Genomic DNA, 23,878 nt, shown 5'->3' on the forward strand with positions numbered 1-23,878 from the left:
CACCTACCTCATCGGGCCAGCGAGCGTCCATCAACCGAGAACGCAACGGCCTTGCCCCCCTTGACGACCTGATCGACGAGTTCGCCCAACTGTGGCAGGCGGCGAAGCAGGAGGAAGAGAACAACGGCTCCGCACTCGTGCCGGAAGGAAGACCGGAGACGGTGGGCGACATCCTCGCCCCGGAGGAGCCCCCGCCCTACGATCCGCCCACCCCCGACGCCTGGGGCGAGGCGGGCAAGGAATGCATGTGGGCCGCCGAGAACGGCAACCCGCGAGCCGCCTACGAGGTGGCCGTCCTACTCGCCTGCGAAGCGGCCGGCACGCCCGACGATGATCCGGACAGCGAGCGGTTGCGCCTGCAAGCCGCCGTCTGGCGTGGCCGCGCGATCGGCAAGGTCCCGGAAGCCGCGATCCTGCCGCTGAACGGCCAACGGCTCGTGGCCGCCGCCCGTGCCCTCGCCGACTCGTACGCGGACGACAGCGACACCATGCGACTCTTCTCCAGGGCGGCGGTGCTGGCGGGTGCGAGCCTTCCGGACGTCAGACCCTTCGGCGCCCGAAGGCGCGCCAGAGCCCTGCTCCGTCGCGGCGAGGCGGACTGACCGCCACATCCAAGCGTTTTTACCGCTTCCTTACCCGTCAGCCGCAAAGATGCCAGCCGGGAAGATCCCGGCCATTTGTTGGGACAGTCGGCACGTCGCCCGAGGACAAGCCGGTACGCTGGGAAAACTGTCATCGCGGAGCAGAGAGGGCCAAGGACGAGACGTGGTGTTCGTGAAACGCCTCTACGAGCGGTTCGCCAGCCTGGTCCAGGAACTGACCAAGTTCGGCACCGTCGGCGCGATCGCCTTCGTGATCGACACGGCCATGTACAACGTGTTCCTGTTCGCGGTGGACATGGGGGCGATGACCTCGCAGGTCCTCGCCACGATCATCTCAACCACGTTCGCCTACGCGGGCAACCGCTGGTGGACCTTCCGCCACCGTGAGCAGAGCGGCCTGGGCCGCGAATACTTCCTGTTCTTCCTGCTCAACGGCGTGGCCCTGCTGTTCAACGTCCTCACGATCGGCTTCGCCAAGTGGACGCTGGAGCTCGACGACCCGGTCAGCCTCAACATCGCCCGCCTGGTGGGCGTGGGGCTCGGCACCCTCTTCCGCTTCTGGTCGTACAAGCGGTGGGTCTTCCTGGAGGCCACCGATCCCATCCCGGCCGAGCTGCCCGAGGTCAAGCAGCCCCGCTGAGGCCACCGGCGCGGGGCCGGTCGAAGGCGCGTCCCGGCGAGGCGAAGACAGGGGTGGATCGTCCTGCCGAGCCACGACGAGCCCGGCGGACCGACAGGAGCCGATCCGCCGGGTTGCCCGGCGCGGAGGACACGACCGGCCGTACCGCTCGGTGTTCAGTCACGCGGGGCCGGTCACGACGCGGGTTCTGCCCTTCTCCTCCACGGGACGGAGGAACAGGGCGAAGACGGCGGGCCTGCGGCGTACGAGTTCGAGTCTGCCGCCGTCGGCGGCGGCCAGCGCGCGCGCCAGCGTGAGCCCGAGTCCGGTGCCTCCGCCACCGCTGACGTTGCGGTCGAAGACCCGCCCGGCGATGGCGTCGTCGATGCCGGGTCCTTCGTCTCCGATCTCGATGACCACGTAGTTGTCACCCCGGCTGGTGCTGACGCGGACGGTGCCGCCGCCGTGGCGCAGGGAGTTCTCCAGCAGGGAGGCGACCACCTGGCCGAGGCCGCCGGTGGTGGCCAGGGCCTGCAGCCCGCGTTCGCCTTCGAGCAGCAGCTCGCGCCCGGATCCTCGGAAGACCGGCTCCCACTCGGTGACCTGCTGGACGAGTACGTCGTCCACGGTGATGGGCTCGGCCTGGGCGTGTCGCTGCCGCCGGGCGGCGGCGAGCAGTTCGTCGATGACGGCGGTGAGCCGTTCTGCCTGCACGATCGCGGCCTCGCCCTCCTCCTGCACGACCTCGGGGTGGTCGGCGGCGGCGACGATCTCCTCCAGGCGCATGGTGAGGCCCGTGAGGGGGGTCCTGAGCTGGTGGGAGGCGTCGGTGGCGAACTCGCGTTCGCGGGTGAGCAGGTCGGAGATCCGGGTGGCGCTGCGGTCGAGGACCTCCGCCACCCGGTCCAGCTCGGGGATGCCGTACCTGTGCTTGCTGGGCCGGGCGTCCCCTGAGCCCAGCCGTTCGGCGATCTTGGCCAGATCCTGCAGAGGCAGTGTCAGCCGGCGGGACTGCACGATCGCCAGTCCGACGGCCACGGCCAGTGCCGCGACCGCCAAGGCCACGATGAGCAGCAGACGTGCGCGGACGTCCTGCTCGACCTGGTCCTTGTCACGGCTCACGCGGACATAGATGCCGCTGTCGGACTGAGCGTCCTCCATCATCTGGTGGCCGGACGGCGGCGGTGTGCCGACGATGGTGGCCTTGGGGGGGTTGCCCCTTTCGTAGATCTGGATGTAACGCTCGGGATATTTCTGCTTCAGCTGTTGGGGGTCGAGCGGCGCGTCCTGGATTCTGGCGTATTCCACCTCTTCCACCAGACGCGTCGCCTCCGACCTGAGCTCCTTGGCGGCTTCGTCGACGATCAGGCGCCCGACCACGAGCCCCAGTGGGACTCCGAGCAGGAGTACCGCGATGACCGCGACGACCAGTGTGGAGGAGAGCAGGCGGCGGCGCATCGCCTACTCGCGCTCGAAGCGGAAGCCGACTCCCCGGACGGTGGTGATGTAGCGGGGCTTCGCGGCGTCGTCGCCCAGCTTGCGGCGCAGCCAGGAGATGTGCATGTCGAGTGTCTTGGTGGAGCCCCACCAGTTGGTGTCCCACACCTCGCGCATGATCTGTTCGCGGGTGACGACCTTGCCGGCGTCGCGGACGAGTACTCGCAGCAGGTCGAACTCCTTGGTCGTGAGGTGGAGCTCCTTGTCGCCCATCCAGGCGCGGCGCGAGTCGGCGTCGATGCGCACCCCCTGGACAACGGGCGTCTCGGAGGTGCCCCGCCGTAGCAGGGCCCGGACGCGGGCGAGCAGTTCGGCCAGCCGGAACGGCTTGGTGACGTAGTCGTCGGCGCCGGCGTCGAGGCCGACGACGGTGTCGACCTCGTCCACACGCGCGGTCAGGATGAGGACCGGGGTGCCGTGGCCTTCGGCGCGGATGCGCCTGGCCACTTCCAGTCCGTCCATCTCGGGCAGGCCCAGGTCGAGGACAATGAGATCGATTCCGCCCGACAGGGCCCTCTCCAGGGCCTGCGGGCCGTCGGGACTCACCTCGACCTGATAGCCCTCGCGACGCAATGCGCGCGCAAGCGGCTCGGAGATCGAGGTGTCATCCTCGGCGAGAAGTACGCAGGTCATGAAGCGATCGTAGGACCTTAGGCGATCGTTTCCCCCGCGCAGCGCACGGTTTGACTTGTCGTTGACCTATCCATTGACCTGGGCAAACTCTTATAAACGCCTATTAATACCGATGAAATTGCCCGCTTTGTGGCCTCATTCTTCCTTGCCTCGCGGCACACATTCTCATCACCCGGCGTGTCGCCCCGCGAAGATCAACGGACAAAACATTCTCTGCTACGGCCCAGCCCCGCCCCACGCCCCCCTCTCACGCCCCAAGCGGGCCTCCAAGGCGCCACTCCCCGCACCCCGTCCCGCCGCCACGCCGCCCGTGCCGCCCCTCCCGGCGACTCCGAGCCGGCGGCCGGAGGGGTCACCCGACGGCCAGGGTTCCCGGCAGGCCGATGTGCGCGTCGTCGATGTCGGTGAAGTAGACGATGCAGGGATCGTTGTCGCCCCCGATCCCGTCGCTTCCGCCGCCGCTGCCGCCGTGGAGGACACCCCTGGGGACGATCTTGCCCTGGTTGTTCACCGAGTAGACGGGCGCCCCGGAGTCACCCTTCATCGAGCACTTGCCCTCCTTGGTGCCGCGCGCGGCGTACTTCATTTTTCTCTTGCCGCCGTTGTATTCGAGCGTGATGCGGAGACCGTTGACCTTCCACCCGCACAGTTCGCCACTGAAAGCGCCACCGGTGCAGAACTTGTCTCCGTGCTGCGCCCGGCGGGGCAGCTTGCCTGCGGTCTGGCGATACTTGTCGGAGTTCTTGTTGCCCACGTAGACCCTGGACCAGGACGAGCTTCCGTCGAAGATCTTGATGAGGGAGACGTCTCCCCGGAAGTGGCCGTTGACCCGGAGGCTGCCCGTGCCGTTGTCGAACACGTCGTGCTTCACCTGACCGACGGGCTGCCCCGCGCCGCTCCAGCCGAAGTAGTTCATCGAGGTGCAGTGCCCGGCCGTCAGCATGTAGTGCATCCCGGACTCCCGCCAGGCGAACCCGGTGGTGCACCTCCGGTCCGGACCCTGATGGTTCGTGCGGATCAGCGCGCCGCCGTAGAAGGGATCCCAGTCTCCCTGCCGGTCGCCGGTGCCCTGCGGGGCGACAGGCCCGGCGGGGGCGGCGTCCTCCTCGACGGTCAGCAGTGGTCCGGGGTCGGTGATGTGGACGATGGCGACGTTCTGGACCCCGAACCGCGCTCCCAGCCCCGTACGCAAGGCGTCGGTGACGGCGGTGGCCTCCACGACGACCCGTTCGTTGCGGGGATCGACGGTGGTCGTCAGGATCTTGTCGGCGCCCGGGACCTCTGCCGGAGTGAGGTCGGCGATCTGGTCGGCGATGGCCTGGAGGCTGCTCCATGTCTCGCGCACGACCCGCGTACGCGGAATGAACTCGCGAGTCCCGGTGCCGGTGACGGTCCTGGCCTGGGTGGGATCCTTGGGCAGGGCGTAGGGGTCGGCGACGGGCTCCGCGGCGGGGGATCCGCCCTTCTGGGTTCCCGTGAGGGGAGGCGGCACCAGGGACAGGTCGTCGGTGCCCTCGTCGGGAGCCGCGCTCTCGGGCGGCACTTCGATGGGAGTGGCTGCCGCGCCCATGGCGTCGGCGCTGGTGACCGGGGCGTGGAGGGTGCCCGCCACATCGACGTACGGCTGTGCGAAGACGGCCGGGTTGGCCAGCGCCCGCGCCTCGGCCTCGCGCAGCGCGAAGGACTGCTGGAAGGTCAGGCTGGGCAGGCCGGCGAACGGATCGCCCGGCAGCAGCGGAACAGGGGCGGCAGAGCTCGCTGAGGCGGCCGGGACTGCTGGGACCGCCAGAAGCGGCGAAGCCATGGCGGCGGCCAGCAGTGCGGCACGAACGGACAACAGTCCGCGCATCGTTCTCCTTTTATCGAGACGTCGACGATCTCTTGTCGAGAAGCCGACGAGAAGTGATCACGAGCAGTCGACCACGTCCCCCACCGTCTTGAAAGTGATCTCGCACGCCAACTTGGTGCCACCTCCGACAACTAGTTGCCAGCCGACAGGGACCGAAAACGCGCCCGCCGAGAATTCGGCGGGCGCGTTTTCGAGACTGCGAAAGCTAAGCGGACGGCGGTTCTGCGTAGCGGGCCAGGTAAAGCTGCTCGCCCAGACTCTGGATCAGCGAAAGCTCGGTTTCCAGATAGTCGATGTGCACTTCCTCGTCGGCGAGGATGTCCTCGAAGAGCCGGGCCGAGGTGGCGTCGCCTTTTTCGCGCATCAGCTGTATCGCCGGCTTCAGCCGTTTGACCACCGCCAGTTCGACATCGAGGTCGGCCCGGAGCTGCTCCTCGACCGTCTGCCCGATGTGCAGCGTGCCCAGCCGCTGGTAGTTGGGCAGACCTTCGAGGAACAGGATGCGGTCGGTGAGGCGCTCGGCGTGGCGCATCTCGTCGATGGACTCGGCGCGGGTGTGCTCGGCGAGTTTGGTGTATCCCCAGTGTTCCTGCATTTTGGCGTGCAGGAAGTACTGGTTGATGGCGGTCAGCTCGGCGGTGAGCTGTTCGTTGAGCAACTCGATGATCTGTTTGTCGCCCTGCATGAACGGGCCCCTCGTGCTATGCGGTCGTCAGTTCTTCAGACCGCTTCAGCATCGCACAGATCTTGCGCACGCAAGAGGCACAGTCGCCACCGGCGCCGGTGGTGTCGCGGATCTGTCGCGCGCTCCTCGCACCGGCGGCGATGCAGTCGTGGACCTCGTTCTCGGTCACCGCACGACAAACGCAGACGTACATCCAGGAGTAGCCTCTCGCAAAGCATTAGGTTAGGCACACCTAAAGTACCTGCTTTGGTAAGGCTTGCCTATGTGCGATGCGCCACAGATCAATTACCCCTGGCCAGCCACTCCTCCAGATGGGGCGCCTCGGCGCCGATGGTGGTGGACTCGCCGTGCCCCGTGTGCACCCGGGTCTCCGGCGGCAGGGTCAGCAGTCTGTCGCGGATGGAGGCGATGATCGTGTCGAACGACGAGTAGGACCTGCCGGTGGCGCCCGGCCCGCCCTTGAACAGGGTGTCGCCGCTGAACAGCGCGCCCAGGTCGCGGGCGTACAGGCAGACCGCGCCGGGTGAGTGGCCCGGCGTGTGCACGACCTCCAGCGTGATGCCGCCGACCTCGATCTTCTCGCCGTCGCTCAACGGTTCATACGCCACCGCGTCGCCGTAGAACTGCTCCCACAGCATGTGGTCGGCCGGATGCAGCCGGATCGGCGCGTTGAGCGCGGCGGCCGCGTTGATGTGGTCGTTGTGCGCGTGGGTGCACAGAACGGCCTTGATCCGGCGCCCGCCGACCCGTTCGGCCACGGCGTGGGCGTCATGGGCGGCATCGACGACCACGACCTCGCGGGCGTCGCCGATCAGCCAGACGTTGTTGTCGACCTCCCAGGTGCCGCCGTCGAGGGAGAACGTGCCCGAGGTGATGACGCGGTCGATCACAGGACCACCACCGAACGCAGCACCTCGCCGCGGTGCATCTTGGCGAAAGCCTCCTCGACCTGGTCGAGGGCGATCTCCTCCGAGACGAACCGGTCGAGCGGCAGCCGGTTCTGCAGGAACAGGTCGATGAGCATCGGGAAGTCACGGCTCGGCAGGCAGTCGCCGTACCAGGAGGATTTGAGGGCGCCGCCGCGCCCGAACACGTCGAGCAGGGGCAGTTCCAGCCGCATGTCGGGGGTGGGGACGCCGACGAGCACGACCGTGCCCGCGAGGTCGCGCGCGTAGAACGCCTGCTTGTACGTCTCAGGCCGCCCCACCGCCTCGACCACGACGTCGGCACCGAAGCCGCCGGTGAGCGAGCGGACGGCCTCGACCGGGTCGGTGGCGGTGGAGTTGACCGTGTGGGTGGCGCCGAAGTCGCGCGCCCACTCCAGCTTGCGGTCGTCGACGTCCACGGCGATGATCTTTGCGGCGCCGGCCAGCGACGAGCCGAGGATCGCCGCGTCGCCGACGCCGCCGCAGCCGATCACGGCCACGGTGTCGCCCCTGGTGACGCCGCCGGTGTTGATCGCGGCGCCGATGCCGGCCATCACGCCGCAGCCGAGCAGCCCGGCGACGGCGGCGGGCGCCTCGGCCGAGACCTTGGTGCACTGACCGGCCGCGACCAGCGTCTTCTCGATGAAGGCGCCGATGCCGAGCGCGGGTGCCAACTCGGTGCCGTCGGCGAGGGTCATCTTCTGCTCGGCGTTGTGGGTGGCGAAGCAGTACTGGGGGCGTCCGCGCAGGCAGGCGCGGCACTGGCCGCAGACCGCCCGCCAGTTGAGGATCACGAAGTCGCCGGGCTCCAGCCCGCTGACGCCCTCGCCGACCGCCTCCACGACCCCGGCGGCCTCGTGGCCGAGCAGGAACGGGAAGTCGTCGCCGATGCCGCCCTCCCGGTAGTGCAGGTCGGTGTGGCAGACGCCGCACGCCCGCACCCCGACGACCGCCTCGCCCGGACCGGGGTCCGGCACGTGCACGGTCTCGACGGTTACCTTCTGGCCTTTACCTCGGGCGATGACGCCCTGAACTTCGTACGGCATTACTGCATCTTCCTGTCACGGTGAAGACCTCCGCAAGACATACGCCTCCACCACGCCGATGCCGCGTGCGGACGTGGCTCCGAGCGGGTGCGACCGTACCCCTGATGACCGGCGAGTCTCCCGGCGAGGGCAGCGTCGGCCGGCCGTGGGCCTGGGCAGGGTGTCCGCGCTCATGTGCCGTCGGCGTCGCCGTCCGAGGCGTCCTCGACCGCGCGGAACAGGTCGGCCCTGACGTCCTGGATCCTCGGGATGTCGCGCAGCGCGAGCTGCCCCTGCTCGCTGGCCGACTCGACGGTGAGGGTGCCGCAGCCCAGCAGGCGCTCGGCGAAGGACTGGTCGGAGCTGACCGAGTTGACCTTGGCCAGCGGGATCTCGTCGGTCGACTTGTTGAGCACGCCGCTGCTGATCGTGAAGCGGTGGGTGGTCAGCACGTAGCCGGTGTTCTTCCACTGGAGGTAGGGCACGAACGACCAGATGGTGAGCAGCAGCACGGCGATCACGGCCACGGCGATCCGGGCGTGGACGGCGTACTCCCACTCGCCGGGCACGACGAAGATCGCCACTCCGGAGCCCGCGGCGATGAGAACCAGCGCGATGCACGGCACCACCAGCTGCTTCCAGTGCGGCTGGAAGTAACGGAGGCGGCGCTCACCCTGTGTCAGGTGGTGGTCAGGGAGGCTCATGTGGGCATCGTGCCACTCTAGGACGGGCGCCGCACGTGAACCACGTCTCCGGCGCTCAGCGCGTGTTCGCCGACCACCAGCCTGCCCTCGGCGTCGATGCCCGCGGCCCGGCCCGCCAGCGTGTCGCCGCCGGGCAGCTCCACGCGTACGTCCTGCCCGATCGTGTCGCAGGAGGCCTGGTAGGCGGCGCGCAGGCCGCTGGCGTCCGCGTCGCCCCTGGCGGCGACCCAGTCGCGGTAGTGGGCCTCCACCTCGCGCAGCACGGCGCGCAGCAGCGGGTCGCGGTCGGTGCAGGCGGCCTTCTCGATGGCCAGCGAGGTCGCGCTCGCGACGGGAAGCTCCTCCGGCCGGACCGAGACGTTGAGCCCCATGCCGACGACGACGGCGTCGCCGACGCGCTCGGCGAGGATCCCGGCCAGCTTACGGTCGCCGACGAGCAGGTCGTTGGGCCACTTGAGGCGGACGTCCACCTCGCCGAGGCGGCGTACGGCCGAGGCGGCGGCGACGCCGTACAGGAGGGGGAGCCAGCCGAGGCGGGTGGCGGGCACGTCGGGGCGCAGCAGCACCGAGACCATGAGGCCGGAGCGCGGGGGCGCGCTCCACGAGCGGCCGAGGCGGCCTCTGCCCTCGGTCTGCTCCTCCGCCACCAGCACGGCGCCCTCCTCGGCGCCCGCACCGGCCGCCTGCGCGAGGTCGGCGTTGGTGGAACCGGTGCTGTCTGCGACGACCACGCCGCTCCACAGGCTGCCCGGACGGATCAGGGCGCGGCGGAGCGCGTCCTCCGACAGCGGAGGGCGTTCCAGGTCTGAGTATCTGGAGTTGGACACTCCTCCATTTTCCCCGATGGTTTCCCCGATGGCGTGGACGTCCGCTCGGGGAGCAAGATGGGGGCCATGAGCAGGATTCTCGATCCGCGCAACTGGGCGTCGTGGCGGCCCTTCGGCCTGGGGCTGCGCAAGCCGAACAACTACCTGGAGCTGTGGAAGGCGTTCCGGTCGGTCAAGGGCAGCAGGCGCTACGCCTGGCGCATCCTCAACCAGGGCACGTGCGACGGGTGCGCGCTCGGCACGCAGGGGATGCGCGACTGGACGATGGACGAGATCCACCTGTGCAACATCCGGTTGCGGCTGCTGCCGTTGAACACGATGCCTGCGCTGGATCACCACGCCCTGACCAACGTTTCCGGATTTGTCGGTAAAAAGTCGGCTGAGTTGCGGGAGCTGGGGCGGTTGCCGTACCCCATGATCCGGCGGGCCGGAGAGCCCGGCTTCACCCGCCTGTCGTGGCCGGAGGCGCTGGAGGTGGCCGCCGCCGGGCTGCGCGGCTCCCGGTTCGGGGTCTACCTGACCAGCCGGGGGATGCCCAACGAGAACTACTTCGCCGCCCAGAAGGCCGTCCGCGCGATGGGCACCAACAACATCGACAACGCCGCGCGCATCTGTCACTCCCCCTCGACGGTGGCGCTCAAGGAGACGATCGGCGCGGCGGCCACCACCTGCTCGTACACCGACTGGATCGGCTCCGATCTGATCGTCTTCATCGGCTCGAACCCGGCCAACAACCAGCCGGTGGCGATGAAGTACCTCTACCACGCCAAGAAGGCGGGCACCCGGATCGCGATGGTCAACACCTACCGCGAGCCCGGCATGGACAAGTACTGGGTGCCGTCGAACGCCGAGTCCGCGCTGTTCGGCACGAAGATCACCGATGAGTTCTTCGGCGTCAACGTCGGCGGCGACATCGGCTTCCTCAACGGCGTGCTCAAGCACCTCGTCGAGAACGACTGGATCGACCGGACCTTCGTCGCCGGGCACACGGCGGACTTCGAGGCCGCGAAGCAGGCCGTCGCCGCCCAGTCGTGGGAGTCGCTGGAGGCGCTGTCCGGCTCGACGCGCGAGGACATGCTGCGGCTGGCGCGGCTGCTGGGCGAGGCGCGCTCGGCGGTGCTCGTCTGGTCGATGGGCATCACCCAGCACAGCTACGGCGAGGACAACGTGCGGGCCATCGTGAACCTGGCGCTGGCGCGCGGGTTCGTGGGCCGCGAGAACTGCGGGCTGATGCCGATCCGGGGGCACAGCGGGGTGCAGGGCGGCGCGGAGATGGGCGCGTACGCGACGGGGCTGCCGGGCGGCCTGCCCATCACCCCGGAAACCGCCGCGAAATTCACCGACATATGGGGATTCGAGGTGCCCAGCGCGCCGGGCCTGACCGCGACCGACATGATCGACGCCGCCCACACCGGCGACCTCGACGCCCTCGTGTCCTCCGGCGGCAACTTCCTCGAAGTCCTGCCCGACCCCGCCTACTGCCGCGAGGCCCTGTCCCGGCTGCGGCTGCGGGTGCACATCGACATCGTGCTGTCGTCGCAGATGCTGGTGCCGAGCGAGGGCGACGTGCTGCTGCTGCCCGCCCAGACCCGCTACGAGATGGTCGGCGGCGTCACCGAGACCTCCACCGAGCGGCGGATCATCTTCTCCCCCGAGGTCGAGGGCCCGCGCGTCGGCGAGGCGTGGCCCGAGTGGAAGATCTTCACCGAACTGGCCGCCCGCGTGCGCCCCGACCTGGACGTGCGCTACACCGGCACCCCGGAGATCCGCGAGGACATCGAGCGCGCCGTCCCCTTCTACGCGGGCATCGCCGGGCTGCGGGCCTTCGGCGACAACGTGCAGTACGGCGGCGCCCACCTGTGCCCCGGCGGCCACTTCCCGACCGCCGACGGCCTCGGCCGCTTCTCGGCGGTCACGCTGCCGTCGCTCGACCGCCCGGACGGCTCCTTCACGGTGGCCACGCGGCGCGGCAAGCAGTTCAACAGCATGGTCCACGAGCGGCGGGACGGCTTCAACGGGGCCATGCGCGAGGCGGTGCTGATGAGCGCCTACGACGCCGACCGCCTCGGCCTGCCCGACGGCACCCCGGTCGAGCTGACCGCACTGGGCGAGCGCGCCCGCACCTACCGGGGCCGGGTGCTGCGGGCCCCGCTGATGCCGGGCAACCTGCAGATCCACTGGCCGGAGGGCAACGTGCTGCTCGACGAGTCCAGGCGCTCACCCGACGCGCGCATCCCCGACTACAACGCCCAGGTGACGGTGAAACCCCTGTGAGCAGACCGGGACCGACGACGCGGGCGCGGGTCCGCGAGCTGTCCGGCGGCACCGCACGCGACCGCCGCGACACCCTGGCCACCGAAGAGCCCCTGGAGGTCCGCGTCCAGTCGCCGGAAGGAGTGCGTACGGTGGCCATCACCATGCGCACCCCCGGCCACGACTTCGACCTGGCCGCCGGTTTCCTGCACGGCGAGGGGCTGGTCGAGCCGGGCCGGATCACCGCGATCGGCTACTGCACCGACGACGACGTCGAGCCGGAGGCCCGCTACAACGTGGTCACCGTCCGGATCGACGGGCCGCTGCCCGACCTTCCCGGGCTGGATCGGCATTTCCTCACCTCCAGCGCGTGCGGGGTGTGCGGGTCGGCGAGCCTGGCGGCGCTGCGGCACCGGTGCGCCCCCGTGGTGGCCGACGAACTGAGGATCACCCCCGAGGTCCTGTACGGCCTGCCCGGCAAGCTGCGCGCAGCCCAGGGCGTGTTCGGCAAGACGGGCGGGCTGCAGGCGGCGGGCCTGTTCACTGCGGGCGGCGAGCCGGTGGCGGCCCGCGAGGACGTCGGCCGCCACAACGCGGTCGACAAGCTCGTCGGCTGGTCGGCGCTGACCGGGCGGCTGCCGCTGGAGAGCCACCTGCTGATGGTCAGCGGCCGGGCCAGCTACGAGATCATGCAGAAGGCGCTGGCGGCGCGGGTCCCCGTGGTGTGCGCGGTGGGCGCGCCGTCCTCGCTGGCCGTGGACCTGGCCCGCGACTTCGGCATGACCCTCGTGGGCTTCCTGCGCGGCGAGCGCTGCAACGTCTACGCGGGCATGGACCGCGTCGTCACCGGCTGACGGTCCCACCCGCCGCATGGGTGGTACCGGCGCGACTTCCCGACCGGGGGAAGACGACTTTGGTCGTAGCCGCCGTGGCCTCCCGGCAGATGCCCGCGAGACCATCGGGTCCGTAGCGTCCCTGACCATGACGGTGCTGGCGCGCGTGGGAGCGCGGATTCACGAACTGGACGCCATCAGGGGCTTCGCACTCGGCGGCATTCTCGTCGCCAACATCGGCTTCTTCGCCGACCCCGGCTTCTCGGCGGGCAGCAGCGAGTTGCCGATGTCGGGCAGCGTGGTGTCCGCGCTGCTGAACACCCTGGTGCTGACCAAGTTCTATGTGATCTTCTCGTTCATGTTCGGCTACTCCTTCACCCTGCAGATGCGCTCGTGGGGGGACAAGGTCAAAGCGCGCATGCTGCGCCGCTGCCTGGGCCTGTTCACGCTGGGCGTCCTGCAGGGCTTCCTGATGTGGATCGGCGACATCCTCACCCTGTACGCCCTGCTCGGCCTGATCCTGCTCGCGGCCCGTAACATCCAGCCGCGCACGGCCGTGAAGGCGGGCTGCTGGATCATCGGCGTCTCCGCCCTGATCTGGCTCGCGCTCGGCGGCCTGCTGATGCTGACCGGATCGGCCGCCCCCGCCGAGGACGCGGCGAACGCCGAGCGGGCGCTCGCGGCGATGACCGGCACACCGCTGACGTTCCTGCAGTACCAGGTGGAGACGTACCCGACGATGGCGCCGCTGGTGTGGCTGGGCCAGGGGCCGATGGCGATGGCGCTGTTCCTGTTCGGCCTGGCGGCCGGCAAGTCGCGACTGTTCGAGGAGCGCGAGCGGTGGGCGCACCTGCTGCCCAGGATCCAGTGGCTGGGCTTCGGCATCGGCCTGCCCGCCGCGGCGCTCTACACCTGGTCCGCGACCGGCGGCGAGGGCTGGGCGCTGGTCGGCATGGCCATGAACAACCTGACGTCGCTGCCGCTGGCGGCCGCCTACGTGGTGACACTGCTGCGGGTGATCGACCGGGTGCCGAAGGTCGGCGCCGCACTCGCCCCCGCCGGGCGAGCCGCCGCCTCCAACTACATCGGCCAGTCGGTGCTGGCCTGCCTGATCTTCACCGCGTACGGCCTGGGCCTCGCGGGCGAGTTGTCGCCGGTCGCGGTGATGGGGGTGGCCGCGCTGGAGTACGCCGTACTGCTGGCGCTGAGCGCCTGGTGGATGCGCGGCCACCGGCAGGGCCCCATCGAGTGGGGCCTGCGCGCGGTCACCCTGTGTTCTGCAGCCCCGCGGCGACCCCGTTGACCGACAGCAGCAGCAGCGTCGACAGGCGCTCGGCCTCGTGCTCGGAGACCTCGCCCCTGCGCAGCGCGGTCAGCGCCCGCAGTTGCAGGTGCGACAGGGCGTCCACGTACGGGTCGCGCAACTGCACGGCCCGCGAGAGCACCCTACGGTTCTCCAGCAGCCTGCTGTGCCCGGTGACCTGGAGCACGAGCCTGCGGGTCAGGTCGTACTCGGCGAGCACCTGCTTGTAGAAGTCGTTCCTCCCGCCGAGCGCGAGGTAGCGTTCGGCGATCGAGCGGTCGGTCTTGGCCAGCGACATCTCGGCGTTGTCGAGCATGGAGTTGAACAACGGCCACTCCGCGTAGGCCGCCCGCAGTTCCTCCAGCGAGGCGACCGAGGCCAGGCCGCTGCCCAGGCCGTACCAGCCGGGGAGGTTCACCCGGGTCTGCGCCCAGGCGAACACCCACGGGATGGCCCGCAGGTCGTCCAGCGAGCGGGGGGCGCCGAGGCCGCGCCGCGCGGGCCGCGAGCCGAGCCGCAGGGAGCCGATCTCCTCCAGCGGGCTCACCAGGGCGAACCACTCGGGGAAGCCGGGCGCCTCCGTGAGCGCCCGGTAGGCCCGCTCGGAGGCGGTGGCGACCTGCTCGGCCAGCGTGCCGAACCGCGCGGCGGCGGCCGAGGTGCGCTCGGCGACCCCGTCGGAGGAGGCCAGCAGCACGGCGTTGGCCACCTGCTCCATGTGCCTGCGGGCGATGGCGAGGTGGCCGTACCTGGCGAAGATGACCTCGCCCTGCTCGGTCACCTTGAAGCGGCCGGCGACCGAGCCGGGCGCCTGGGCGAGCACGGCCCGGTTGGCGGGGCCGCCGCCTCTGCCGAGCGCGCCGCCCCTGCCGTGGAACAGGCGCAGCTTCACGTTGTTGGCGCGGGCCCACTCGGTCAGCCGCTCCTGCGTCTGGTACAGCTTCAGCGTCGCGGCGGCCGGGCCGAGTTCCTTGGCCGAGTCCGAGTAGCCGAGCATGATCTCCATGCGCCGCCCGGTGGCCGTCAGCCTGGCCCGGACCGGGTCCAGCGCGAGCATGCCGGTGAGCACGTCGGGGGCGTTGTCGAGGTCGGCGCCGGACTCGAACAGCGGCACCACGTCGAGCACGGGGGCGCGGGCGCCGAGCGCGGCGTCGGCCAGCTCGTAGACGGCGGCCACGTCCTCGGCCGAGCGGGTGAAGGAGACCACGTAGCGGCCGCAGGCGCGCACGCCGAACCGCTCCTGGATCCAGGCGATCACCCGGATCGTGGCCAGCACCTCCTCGGTGCGCGGCGACAGCTCGCCGCCCGCCCTGACCTCGGCGAGCGCGGCCGCGTGCACCTGCGAGTGCTGGCGGACCTCCAGCTCGGCCAGGTGGAAGCCGAACGTCTGCACCTGCCACACCAGGTGCTGCAGCTCGCCGTACGCCTGCCGGGGCGCGTGGCCGGACAGGGAGTCCTGCGCCAGCCTGAGGTCGGCCAGCAGTTCGTCCGGCGAGCGATAGGCGAGGTCCAGGTCGCGCTCGTTGGTGGCGGCGATGCGGGCCGCGACGTACAGCAGCCACTGCCGGTGCGGCTCCTGCGGCGAGCGGGTGGCCAGCTCGGAGACCAGGTCGGGGTGGGCGTCCTCGGCGGTGGCCAGCGCGTAGCGCAGCTCGCGCGACGGCGAGGCGAACTGGGCGCTCGCCGTGAGCGTGCGGGCGATGCGGGTGGTGGCGGTCTCCAGGGCGGTCAGCACGTGCTCGGCCTGGATGAGCACGGCCTCGCGGGTGACCTTGGCGGTCACGTTGGGGTTGCCGTCGCGGTCGCCGCCGATCCAGCTTCCGTAGCGGATGAACGGCCGGGCCAGCGGCGGGCGCAGGCCGGTGCCCTCGCCGAGGGCGGCGTCGAGCGAGCGGTAGACCTGGGGGACGACGCGGAACAGCGTCTCGTCGAAGGCGGCCATCGCGGTGCGCACCTCGTCGAGCGGGTCGAGCTTGGTGTTGCGGAGCTGGGCCGTACGCCACAGGAGGTCGATCTCCTCCGTGAGGCGCCGCAGCGACTCCTCGCGCTCCGAGGCGCCGAAGCCCGGCGTGTTGTACTCGGTGAGCCGGCGGCTGACGCGCTGGATCGCGGTGACGACCGCGCGCCTGCGCGCCTCGGTGGGGTGGGCGGTCAGCACCGGGTGGAGTTCGAGGCCCTCGACGAGTTCCTCGACCCGTGCGGCGCCGAGTTCCTCGACGGCGTGCGCCAGCGACTCCTTCAGGACCTCGCCCTCGGCGTCGCGGTCGCGCAGGGTGCGGATGCGGTAGTGCTCCTCGGCCAGGTTCGCGAGGTGGAAGTAGCACGTGAAGGCGCGGGCGATCTGCACCGCCCGCTCGATCTCCCACTCGGCCACCATCGCGGTGATCTCGTCGGCGGAGGTCTCGCCCCTGCGCGCGGCGATGACCGCCTTGCGCAGACGTTCGACATCGTCGAGCAGGTCCTTGCCGCCCTGCTCGGCGAGTACGTCGCCGAGGAGCCTGCCGAGCAGTTTCACGTTTCTGCGGAGCTCATCGGGCATCTCGATGACGGCGGCGCTGCGGCGTTCAACTGCCTGGTCAGTCATGCTCCGAAGCGTACATAGTGCCTTTCGGACGGGGCAGACCGGTCCCACCTATTGGACTAGACCACTGGTCAGGTGGGGTGGGAAACGGCGGTGAGGATTTCGGGCATGCGGTTGTGCCCGATCGCGGCCGCGACCCGCCGTCCGAGGTACTCGGCCCCCAGCCCGTACGGCACCGCCAGCACCGCCACCCACGTCAGCCCGAAGGCCACCGGCAGCACCACGGGCAGGCTGAGCCCGGCCACGGCGACGAGGGCGCCGAACGACCCGGCGAACGCCTGCCCGCCCTGCCCCGGGGCCGCGCCGGAGAAGGCGTTGAGCCGGTCGGGCACCGTGTAGGGGATGAGGACGCTGGTGACGGATCCGACGCCGAGCCCGAGCAGGAACACCCCCCACGCGCACAGCACGGAGTACCAGATCGTCTCGGGCAACCCCGTGAACAGGGCGGCGGCGACGGTGACCAGGGCCAGCAGCGGCAGTCCGAGGAGCCCGGCGGCCAGGTGCCGCCCGGCCAGGTCGGTGCGCAGCCCACGCTCGTCGCCGACGGCCATGGCGTTCATCCACAGCGAGCGGCCGTCGATGCCGAAGACGTTGCAGGACTGGACGGCGAGCATGAGCGCGCAGAACGCGGCCGGTCCCAGGACCATGACCGGCCAGACGGGGCCGTCGGACTGCCCGACGACGGAGAAGGCGATGGCGGCGGTGACGACCACGGAGGAGAACCAGCCGACCCGGAAGCGCGGGTCGCGCCGGATGTACTTGAGCTCCTTGGCGACGACGGCGGCCAGGTGCCCGTCGGGCAGGAACCGGTCGGACAACCCGCCGGAGCCGCGCACGGCGGCGCCCTGGGTGGAGGCGTCGGTGGACACCAGCGCCCGTTCGAGGGCCTTGATCCAGAGCAGGCCGAGGCCGAGCACGACGAGGGCGAGGACGGCGAGTTCGGCCAGGCCGGCCAGCCCGCCGTCGGCGATGGAGTGGGCGGCCAGGCCGGGCGGGGTCCAGCGGAGCGCCTCCGCCATGCCGCCGACGAGCGCGCCCGGGTCGCCGAGCCCGCCGTTGCCGATGAGGTTGGGGAGCTGGAAGAGCAGAACGAGCAGGATGCCGGCGACGGCCAGCAGGTCGCGGCCGCGGCGCGAGCGCAGCGCCCCGGACAGCGCGGTCGTGACCAGCCGCGAGGTGACCAGGCACAGCGCGAACTGCAGGAACACCGCGACGACGCCGATCAGCAGGCCGCCGAGGCCGCGTGCGACGCCGGCCAGGGCGCCCGCCGTGACGATCAGCGTGGCGGCCGGCCACACGCCGGTGGCGGAGGCGGTGAACATGCCGACGGCGAGGTCGCGGGTGCGCAGCGGGAACAGTGCCAGCCGGGCCGGGTCGAGGGTGTCGTCCAGGCCGAAGGCGAGCAGCGGGACGACGGCCCAGCCGACGAAGAGGCCCGCGTAGGCGAGGGTCAGCACGTCGGCGGCGGTCTCAGGGGAGGCGGCCCGCAGCAGCGCCATGGCCAGGAAGCCGAGCGCCGCCACGACGGCGGCGGCGAGCACGGTGAAGACGAACCCGGCCTTGCGCGGGAGGTCGCCGCGCAGGTTCCCCACCAGCAGCCGCAGTTTGAGCCCGGCGAACAGCCGGACGGTGCTCAGGTGCCCGCTGTGTCCGGGTCGGGCGGTGCTCACTTGTCCGCCGCCTTGGCGCCGAGCCAGTCGAGCCCGGCGCCGCCGCTGTCGCGGGGGCCGCCGACGAGGTCGAGGAAGGCCTGGTTGAGGCTGCGTCCGCCGCGCACGTCGGCCAGCGGGCCCTGGGCGACGATGTGACCTCCGCTCATCACCGACACCCAGTCGCACAGCCGCTCGACCAGGTCCATGACGTGGCTGGAGAACACCACGGTCGAGCCGGACTCCGTGTAGCGGCGCAGCACCTCGGTGAGCGTGTTGGCGCTGACCGGGTCCACGCCTTCGAACGGCTCGTCGAGAAAGAGCACGGCCGGATTGTGCAGCAGCGCGGCCGCCAGGCCGATCTTCTTGCGCATGCCGGTCGAGTAGTCGACGACGAGTTTGTCCGCCGCGTCGCCGAGGTCCATGACCCGGAGGAGTTCGTCGGCCCGCTGTTCGACGTCGGCCTTGGGCAGGCCGCGCATGCGGCCGTTGTAGACGAGCAGTTCGCGGCCGGACAGCCGCTCGAACAGGCGCAGCCCCTCGGGCAGCACGCCGATGCGGGCCTTGACCGCGACCGGGTCCCGCCAGACGTCGAGGCCGTCGATCGCCGCCGTGCCGTGGTCGGGGCGGAGCAGTCCGGTGATCATGCTGAGCGTGGTGGTCTTGCCCGCGCCGTTGGGCCCCACCAGTCCGGCGAAGCTGCCACGGGGGACGATGAGATCGACTCCCGCGACGGCCGTCTGCTGGCCGAACCGCTTGAGAAGCCCTTGTGTGCGAACCGCCTCCATCATGGATCCAGCGTAGAAGGAGGGATTAACCTCGTGCGCATGCATCCCATGAGCGCACGTGCCGCGGAATGGCCGGAAGATCCGGATATTCACACCACCGCCGGGAAGATCGCCGACCTGGAACGACGCCGTGAGGAAGCCGTTCACGCGGGGTCGGCGGCGGCGGTGGAGAAGCAGCACGCGAAGGGCAAGATGACCGCGCGGGAAAGGGTTCTCGCGCTGTTGGACGAGGGGTCGTTCGTCGAGTTCGACACCTTCGCGCGGCACCGCTCGACGATGTTCGGACTGGAGGGCAGGCGCCCGTACTCCGACGGGGTGATCACCGGGTACGGCACCGTCGACGGACGCCAAGTGTGCGTCTTCTCACAGGATGTGACGGTCTTCGGCGGCTCGCTGGGCGAGGTCTACGGCGAGAAGATCGTCAAGATCCTCGACCTCGCGGTGAAGACCGGCTGCCCGATCATCGGGATCAACGAGGGCGGCGGCGCGCGCATCCAGGAGGGTGTGGTGGCGCTGGGCCTGTACGCCGAGATCTTCCGGCGCAACGTGCACGCCTCCGGGGTGGTGCCGCAGATCTCGCTGATCATGGGGGCGGCGGCGGGCGGGCACGTCTACTCCCCCGCGCTGACCGACTTCGTGGTGATGGTGGATCAGACGTCGCAGATGTTCATCACCGGCCCCGACGTCATCAGGACGGTGACGGGCGAGGAGGTGAGCTTCGAGGAACTCGGCGGCGCGCACACGCACAACACCAAGTCGGGAGTGGCGCACCACCAGGCGGCCGACGAGGCGGACGCGCTGGAGTACGTGCGGGCGCTGCTGTCGTACCTGCCCTCCAACAACCTGGACGAGGCGCCGGGGTTCGAGCCCGCCGAGGATCTCGGGCCGGACCCGGAACTCGACGCGGTCATCCCGGATTCGGCCAACCAGCCGTACGACATGCACCGGGTGGTGGAACGGGTGCTGGACGACGGCGAGTTCCTTGAGGTGCACGCGCGGTTCGCACCGAACATCGTGGTGGGATATGGGCGAATCGACGGACGTCCGGTGGGTGTGGTGGCCAACCAGCCGATGCATTTCGCGGGATGCCTGGATATTGACGCGTCCGAAAAGGCCGCACGATTTATCCGGACATGTGATGCTTTCAATATCCCAATCTTGACTTTCGTGGATGTGCCGGGATTCCTGCCGGGGACGGATCAGGAATGGAACGGCATCATCAGGCGCGGCGCCAAGCTCCTGTACGCCTACGCGGAGGCGACCGTCCCCCTGGTCACGGTGATCACCCGCAAGGCGTACGGCGGCGCCTACGACGTCATGGGATCCAAGCACCTCGGCGCCGACATCAACCTGGCCTGGCCCACCGCGCAGATCGCGGTGATGGGGGCGCAGGGCGCGGTCAACATCCTCTACCGCCGCGAACTGGCCGCCGCAGGCGATCCCGACGCCGAGCGGGCCCGCCTGGTGACCGAGTACGAGGACACTCTGGCCAATCCGTACATCGCCGCGGAACGCGGATATGTGGACGCGGTGATCCGTCCATCGGACACTCGGGCTCAGGTGGTGAAGGCATTGCGGGCGCTCCGAAACAAGCGTGCTTCACTCCCGCCCAAGAAGCATGGGAACATCCCCTTGTGAATGTCATCCGGGGCGATGCCACCCCAGAAGAGATCGCGGCGTTGGTCGCCGTACTCAGTGTCCGTCGTGCCGCGCCCGAGCGGCACGACGCGCCGAGTGAGCGCGAAACATGGCGAAACCCCGCCAGATCCCTGCGGAGTCCTCTCTCGCCTGGGAAGTCGGCCTGGAGACTGAGCGCACTACCCTAGATGGATCCCCGGATTCGGGTGTCAACTTCGCCGGGAGTTGGGACTATCTAGAAAAGTAGGCGTATATAGTCAGCCGATCGACTAAGGCCGCGGCCTGGAGGACGACATGCCGATCCCAGACCTCAAGCCGCATCCTGTGGCAGCGAAGTACGCCGTCCTGGTGGATGTCGGTTATCTGTATGCCGCGGCAGGTGAGGTGCTGCTAGGGGCAAAGGAGCGCAAGGAATACCGGGTTGCCGCCGATGAGCTCATCCAGGGTCTCCAGAAACACGCCGAGGAACGGATTTCCGGCGAACTCTTGCGAATCTATTGGTATGACGCCGCCCGTGACCGTGTGCCCACCGTCGACCAGCGGGTCATCGCCCAGCTGCCCTGGGTGAAGGTGAGGCTCGGCAACCTCAACGCCCGTGGCCAGCAGAAGGGCGTGGACGCCCAGATCCGCAGCGATCTGGAGGCCCTGGCCAGACATCACGCGGTGACCGACACGATACTGCTGGCGGGCGATGAGGACATGGTGCCCGCAGTGGAGGCCGCCCAGGCATACGGCGTGCGGATCCACCTGTGGGGCGTCGAGCCGCCCTACGGCACCAACCAGGCCGAGCGGCTGGTGTGGGAGTCCGACACCGTCGAGGTGATCTCCGCCGACTTCCTGCGCCCCTACTTCAGCCGGGCGCCGCAACCGGTACCGGTCGCCGCGCCGCCGAGCGCGGCGCCGTCGCCCGCGCAGGTCTTCGCCGGGCGCACGGCCACGCCGAAGCCGCCGGTCAAGGCGGGCCAGGTGGCCAAGCTCGGGCCGAGCCGTCCGCGCGTCGAGGACGTCGGCGAGCACGTGGCGCAGAAGTGGATACTCACCCGGGGCCGCGACAACATCCGCGATCTGCTGCCGGGTCCGATACTGCCGACGGTCATCGACACCGAACTCCTCATCGAGGCCGAGAAGGAGCTGGGCCACTCCCTGCGGCCCTACCCCGAGGCCAGGGTGTGGCTGCGCGACGGGTTCTGGGCGCGGGTCTACCGGGAGTTCGACCTGGGGGTGGGGGTCTCCTCCAAGTAGGGACGGCCCGCCAGCAGCGTGTCGGCCACCGCCGTACGCGCGTAGAGCACGTAGCGGCCGGTGCGGTGGGCCGTGCACAGCCCGGCCCGGCGCAGCGCGGTCAGGTGCTGGCTGGCGCCCGGCTCCGACAGGCCGGTCCGCACGGCCAGTTCGCGGGTCGAGGCGGGCTGGTCGAGTTCGGCCAGCAGCCGGGCGCGGGTGGTGCCGAGCACGGCGGCCAGCGCGCCCGGCGGGTCGGCGGGCCGCCGTTCCCACAGCGTCGCGATGCCGCGCGGCGGGTAGCGCAGCGTCGGCTGGCAGGGCGCCGCGGTGATCGAGAAGATCCTCGGCCAGGTGAACACCGACGGCACCAGCAGCAGACCGCGCCCGTCGAGGGAGCGCACGCCCCGGCAGTGGCGGTGGGCCAGGCGCAGCCGCTCGTCCGCCCAGGTGATGCCGTCGTCGAGGTCGGCGAGCACGGCGCGCACCCCGCCCTGCGACAGCAGCCGCGCGCGGTAGAGCAGGTCGCCTTCGAGCAGCGTGCGCACCTGCGGCCAGACCGGCTCGACGGCCGCCTGCCAGTAGGCCCTGATCTCGTCGGCGAGGCGGGCCAGCCCGGCGGCCGGGTCGGCGTACAGTGCGGCGACGCGGCGGGTGCGGGGACCGTCCGTCCAGGCGTCGAGTTCCTCACGGACGGTGTCCTCGCCGGCGAGCAGCCCGTCGAGTTCGCGGTCGAGGCCGGGCAGCGTGGTCGCGGGCGGCGGGCTGACGAAGCCGACGAGGGTGCGGGTCGGCACCGGCACGAGGTCCGACAGCAGCCGCCAGTCCACGCCGGACAGGCGCCGCCTGGCCTGCTCGGCCCACGGACGGTTGAGCCCGGACGGCTCCTTGAGCACGCGCACGCTGGCCACGACCTCCCACAGCGGGGAGAGGGCGAAGCGGGTCCTGGCCACATCCTCGGCGGTGAAGGTCAGCTCCAGGCTCATCCGATTCGCTGCTCACTTAATCGATCGCGACATCAGGGTCATTTGACCACAGTGGCCGCATGTTGCGTGAACGAGCTTTCCGGAACCTCTACCTGAGCGCTGCGGTCGGCGGCTTCGGCACGCAGGTCGGCCATGTGGCCTTGCCACTGCTGGCGGTGACCGGGCTGGCCGCGGGGCCCGCCGAGGTGGGGCTGCTCAGCGCGCTGGGCACGATCTCGGTGCTGCTCGTGGGCCTTCCGGCGGGTGCGTGGATCGACCGGCGGCGCAAACGCCCGCTGATGATCGCCGCCGACCTGGCCCGTGCGGCGCTGCTGGCCTGGGTGCCGGTGGCGGCCTGGCTCGGCGTGCTGACGATGGGGCAGTTGTACGCGGTGGCCGTGCTCGCCGGAGTGTGCGCGCTCGTCTTCGACGTCTCGGCGCAGAGCTTCCTGCCCGCGCTGGTCGGCAGGGACCGGCTGGTACGGGCCAACTCGCTGCTGCTGGGGACCGGCGCCGTGATGGACATCTCGGGCAGGAGCTTCGCCGGGGTGCTCGTCGGGCTCGCGGGAGCGCCGGCGGGGGTCCTGCTCCACGCGCTCACCTCCCTGTGGTCGGCGGCCTTCCTCCGGTCCGTACGCTCCCACGAACCCCCGCCCGCCTCGGCGGAGCGCCCCGCGCTGGCCGTCCAGGCCGCCGAAGGCGTCCGGTTCGTCCTCTCCCACCCGACGCTGCGCCCCATCGTCGTCCAGGGTGCGATGACGAACCTGGCCTTTCCCCTGTTCACGGCGCTGCTGCCGCTGCTGGTCGTCTCCCAGCTCGGCTATCCGGCCTGGGTGCTGGGGGTCTATCTCGCGGTCGGCGGGGCGGGCGCGCTGGCGGGCTCGGCCGGCGCGCACGCGGTGGGCCGTCGCTTCGGCAGGGGCCGGGCGGTGTGGGTGGTCAGCCTGATCACCATGCCGGCCTCCGTGCTGGTGCCGCTGATCGGGCCCGGCCCGTGGATCTGGGTGTCCGCGCTGGCCTGGTTCGTGTTCACCTACCGGAGCGGGCTGAACAACGTGTTGCTCATCAGCTTCCGCCAGCAGGTCACACCGGACGAGATGCTCGGGCGGATGAACGCCACCATGCGCCTGATCCTCATGGGCGCCGTGGGCGTCGGCGGGCTGCTGGCCGCCTTCGTGGGCGAGGTGTGGGGCATGCGGGCCGCGCTGTGGACGGGCGCGGTGTTCGGTGCGCTGAGCTGGATGCCGATCTACTTCTCCCCGCTTCGCGCCGAGAGGTAG

At 70.4% G+C, this 23,878-nt stretch carries 22 protein-coding genes; 9 read left to right on the forward strand and 13 right to left on the reverse strand.

From position 1 onward, the window contains the following. Window positions 1-602: hypothetical protein (locus ABD120_RS11040; protein WP_343949684.1), on the forward strand; the 602-nt coding region annotated here is incomplete at its 5' end. A 166-nt stretch (window positions 603-768) separates the two neighbouring features. Beyond that, complete coding sequence (locus ABD120_RS11045; protein WP_343949685.1) at window positions 769-1,242, forward strand: GtrA family protein; 474 nt, start codon at window positions 769-771, stop codon at window positions 1,240-1,242. Between the two features lie 159 nt (window positions 1,243-1,401). Here ABD120_RS11045 and ABD120_RS11050 read toward each other — a convergent pair whose 3' ends face one another. The 9 genes from ABD120_RS11050 to ABD120_RS11090 form a co-directional block, all read right to left on the reverse strand. Continuing rightward, a complete protein-coding gene (locus ABD120_RS11050; RefSeq protein ID WP_343949686.1) occupies window positions 1,402-2,679 on the reverse strand; it encodes an ATP-binding protein in 1,278 nt (425 codons plus the stop codon). A 3-nt stretch (window positions 2,680-2,682) separates the two neighbouring features. After that, window positions 2,683-3,351: a response regulator transcription factor gene (locus ABD120_RS11055; protein ID WP_012888073.1), complete on the reverse strand. Its 669-nt coding sequence runs from the start codon at window positions 3,349-3,351 to the stop codon at window positions 2,683-2,685. Window positions 3,352-3,703: 352 nt separating this feature from the next. Continuing rightward, entirely contained in the window at window positions 3,704-5,200 is a 1,497-nt protein-coding gene (locus ABD120_RS11060; RefSeq protein WP_343949687.1) for a chymotrypsin family serine protease, read from the reverse strand. Between the two features lie 205 nt (window positions 5,201-5,405). Continuing rightward, the gene (gene bfr / locus ABD120_RS11065) at window positions 5,406-5,885 is read right to left on the reverse strand and encodes a bacterioferritin (protein WP_343949688.1); all 480 of its coding nucleotides are present in this window, start codon (window positions 5,883-5,885) and stop codon (window positions 5,406-5,408) included. 16 nt (window positions 5,886-5,901) lie between these two features. After that, a complete protein-coding gene (locus ABD120_RS11070; protein ID WP_343949689.1) occupies window positions 5,902-6,078 on the reverse strand; it encodes a (2Fe-2S)-binding protein in 177 nt (58 codons plus the stop codon). Window positions 6,079-6,166: 88 nt separating this feature from the next. After that, entirely contained in the window at window positions 6,167-6,775 is a 609-nt protein-coding gene (locus ABD120_RS11075; RefSeq protein ID WP_343949690.1) for an MBL fold metallo-hydrolase, read from the reverse strand. Next, window positions 6,772-7,857 carry an S-(hydroxymethyl)mycothiol dehydrogenase gene (locus ABD120_RS11080; protein WP_343949691.1) on the reverse strand — a complete coding sequence of 362 codons (1,086 nt, stop codon included), beginning with the start codon at window positions 7,855-7,857 and terminating at the stop codon, window positions 6,772-6,774. Before ABD120_RS11080 ends, ABD120_RS11075 begins: the two co-directional genes overlap by 4 nt. Before the next feature lie 170 nt (window positions 7,858-8,027). After that, window positions 8,028-8,540, reverse strand: coding sequence for a PH domain-containing protein (locus ABD120_RS11085; RefSeq protein WP_343949692.1), 513 nt, complete (start codon window positions 8,538-8,540; stop codon window positions 8,028-8,030). A 17-nt stretch (window positions 8,541-8,557) separates the two neighbouring features. Beyond that, window positions 8,558-9,367 carry a biotin--[acetyl-CoA-carboxylase] ligase gene (locus ABD120_RS11090; protein ID WP_343949693.1) on the reverse strand — a complete coding sequence of 270 codons (810 nt, stop codon included), beginning with the start codon at window positions 9,365-9,367 and terminating at the stop codon, window positions 8,558-8,560. A 66-nt stretch (window positions 9,368-9,433) separates the two neighbouring features. On the opposite strand from ABD120_RS11090, the gene ABD120_RS11095 reads away from it, so the two are divergent. The 3 genes from ABD120_RS11095 (at window position 9,434) to ABD120_RS11105 (ending at window position 13,756) form a co-directional block, all read left to right on the forward strand. Further along, window positions 9,434-11,641, forward strand: coding sequence for an FdhF/YdeP family oxidoreductase (locus tag ABD120_RS11095; RefSeq protein WP_343949694.1), 2,208 nt, complete (start codon window positions 9,434-9,436; stop codon window positions 11,639-11,641). Further along, on the forward strand, window positions 11,638-12,474 hold the full coding sequence (gene fdhD, locus ABD120_RS11100; RefSeq protein ID WP_343949695.1) for a formate dehydrogenase accessory sulfurtransferase FdhD: 837 nt from the start codon (window positions 11,638-11,640) through the stop codon (window positions 12,472-12,474). The genes ABD120_RS11095 and fdhD overlap by 4 nt, the downstream gene beginning before the upstream one ends. Window positions 12,475-12,601: 127 nt before the next feature. Next, window positions 12,602-13,756 (forward strand): DUF418 domain-containing protein, encoded by a 1,155-nt coding sequence (locus ABD120_RS11105; RefSeq protein WP_343949696.1) that lies wholly within the window; start codon window positions 12,602-12,604, stop codon window positions 13,754-13,756. On the opposite strand, the gene ABD120_RS11110 is transcribed toward ABD120_RS11105, so the two are convergent. The 3 genes from ABD120_RS11110 to ABD120_RS11120 all read right to left on the reverse strand — a co-directional run bounded on the left by ABD120_RS11110 (window position 13,719) and on the right by ABD120_RS11120 (window position 18,774). After that, the gene (locus ABD120_RS11110) at window positions 13,719-16,340 is read right to left on the reverse strand and encodes a phosphoenolpyruvate carboxylase (RefSeq protein ID WP_343949697.1); all 2,622 of its coding nucleotides are present in this window, start codon (window positions 16,338-16,340) and stop codon (window positions 13,719-13,721) included. The two genes, ABD120_RS11105 and ABD120_RS11110, sit on opposite strands and share 38 nt — an antisense overlap. A 68-nt stretch (window positions 16,341-16,408) precedes the next feature. Beyond that, window positions 16,409-18,007: a hypothetical protein gene (locus ABD120_RS11115; RefSeq protein WP_343949698.1), complete on the reverse strand. Its 1,599-nt coding sequence runs from the start codon at window positions 18,005-18,007 to the stop codon at window positions 16,409-16,411. Further along, a complete protein-coding gene (locus tag ABD120_RS11120; RefSeq protein WP_425563960.1) occupies window positions 18,004-18,774 on the reverse strand; it encodes an ABC transporter ATP-binding protein in 771 nt (256 codons plus the stop codon). Before ABD120_RS11120 ends, ABD120_RS11115 begins: the two co-directional genes overlap by 4 nt. Before the next feature lie 48 nt (window positions 18,775-18,822). Between ABD120_RS11120 and ABD120_RS11125 the strand changes: the two genes are divergently transcribed. The 3 genes from ABD120_RS11125 to ABD120_RS11135 all read left to right on the forward strand — a co-directional run bounded on the left by ABD120_RS11125 (window position 18,823) and on the right by ABD120_RS11135 (window position 21,654). Then, on the forward strand, window positions 18,823-20,412 hold the full coding sequence (locus ABD120_RS11125) for an acyl-CoA carboxylase subunit beta (protein ID WP_343949700.1): 1,590 nt from the start codon (window positions 18,823-18,825) through the stop codon (window positions 20,410-20,412). After that, window positions 20,409-20,600: an acyl-CoA carboxylase subunit epsilon gene (locus ABD120_RS11130; RefSeq protein WP_343949701.1), complete on the forward strand. Its 192-nt coding sequence runs from the start codon at window positions 20,409-20,411 to the stop codon at window positions 20,598-20,600. Before ABD120_RS11125 ends, ABD120_RS11130 begins: the two co-directional genes overlap by 4 nt. Before the next feature lie 106 nt (window positions 20,601-20,706). Continuing rightward, window positions 20,707-21,654 (forward strand): NYN domain-containing protein, encoded by a 948-nt coding sequence (locus ABD120_RS11135; RefSeq protein ID WP_343949702.1) that lies wholly within the window; start codon window positions 20,707-20,709, stop codon window positions 21,652-21,654. Here the strand turns inward: ABD120_RS11135 and ABD120_RS11140 are convergent. After that, window positions 21,612-22,619, reverse strand: a complete 1,008-nt coding sequence (locus tag ABD120_RS11140; RefSeq protein ID WP_343949703.1) for an ArsR/SmtB family transcription factor — start codon at window positions 22,617-22,619, stop codon at window positions 21,612-21,614. The genes ABD120_RS11135 and ABD120_RS11140 overlap by 43 nt on opposite strands. A 59-nt stretch (window positions 22,620-22,678) precedes the next feature. Between ABD120_RS11140 and ABD120_RS11145 the strand changes: the two genes are divergently transcribed. Then, entirely contained in the window at window positions 22,679-23,878 is a 1,200-nt protein-coding gene (locus ABD120_RS11145) for an MFS transporter (RefSeq protein ID WP_343949704.1), read from the forward strand.

Source organism: Nonomuraea longicatena, assembly GCF_039525605.1.
Lineage (GTDB): Bacteria > Actinomycetota > Actinomycetes > Streptosporangiales > Streptosporangiaceae > Nonomuraea > Nonomuraea longicatena.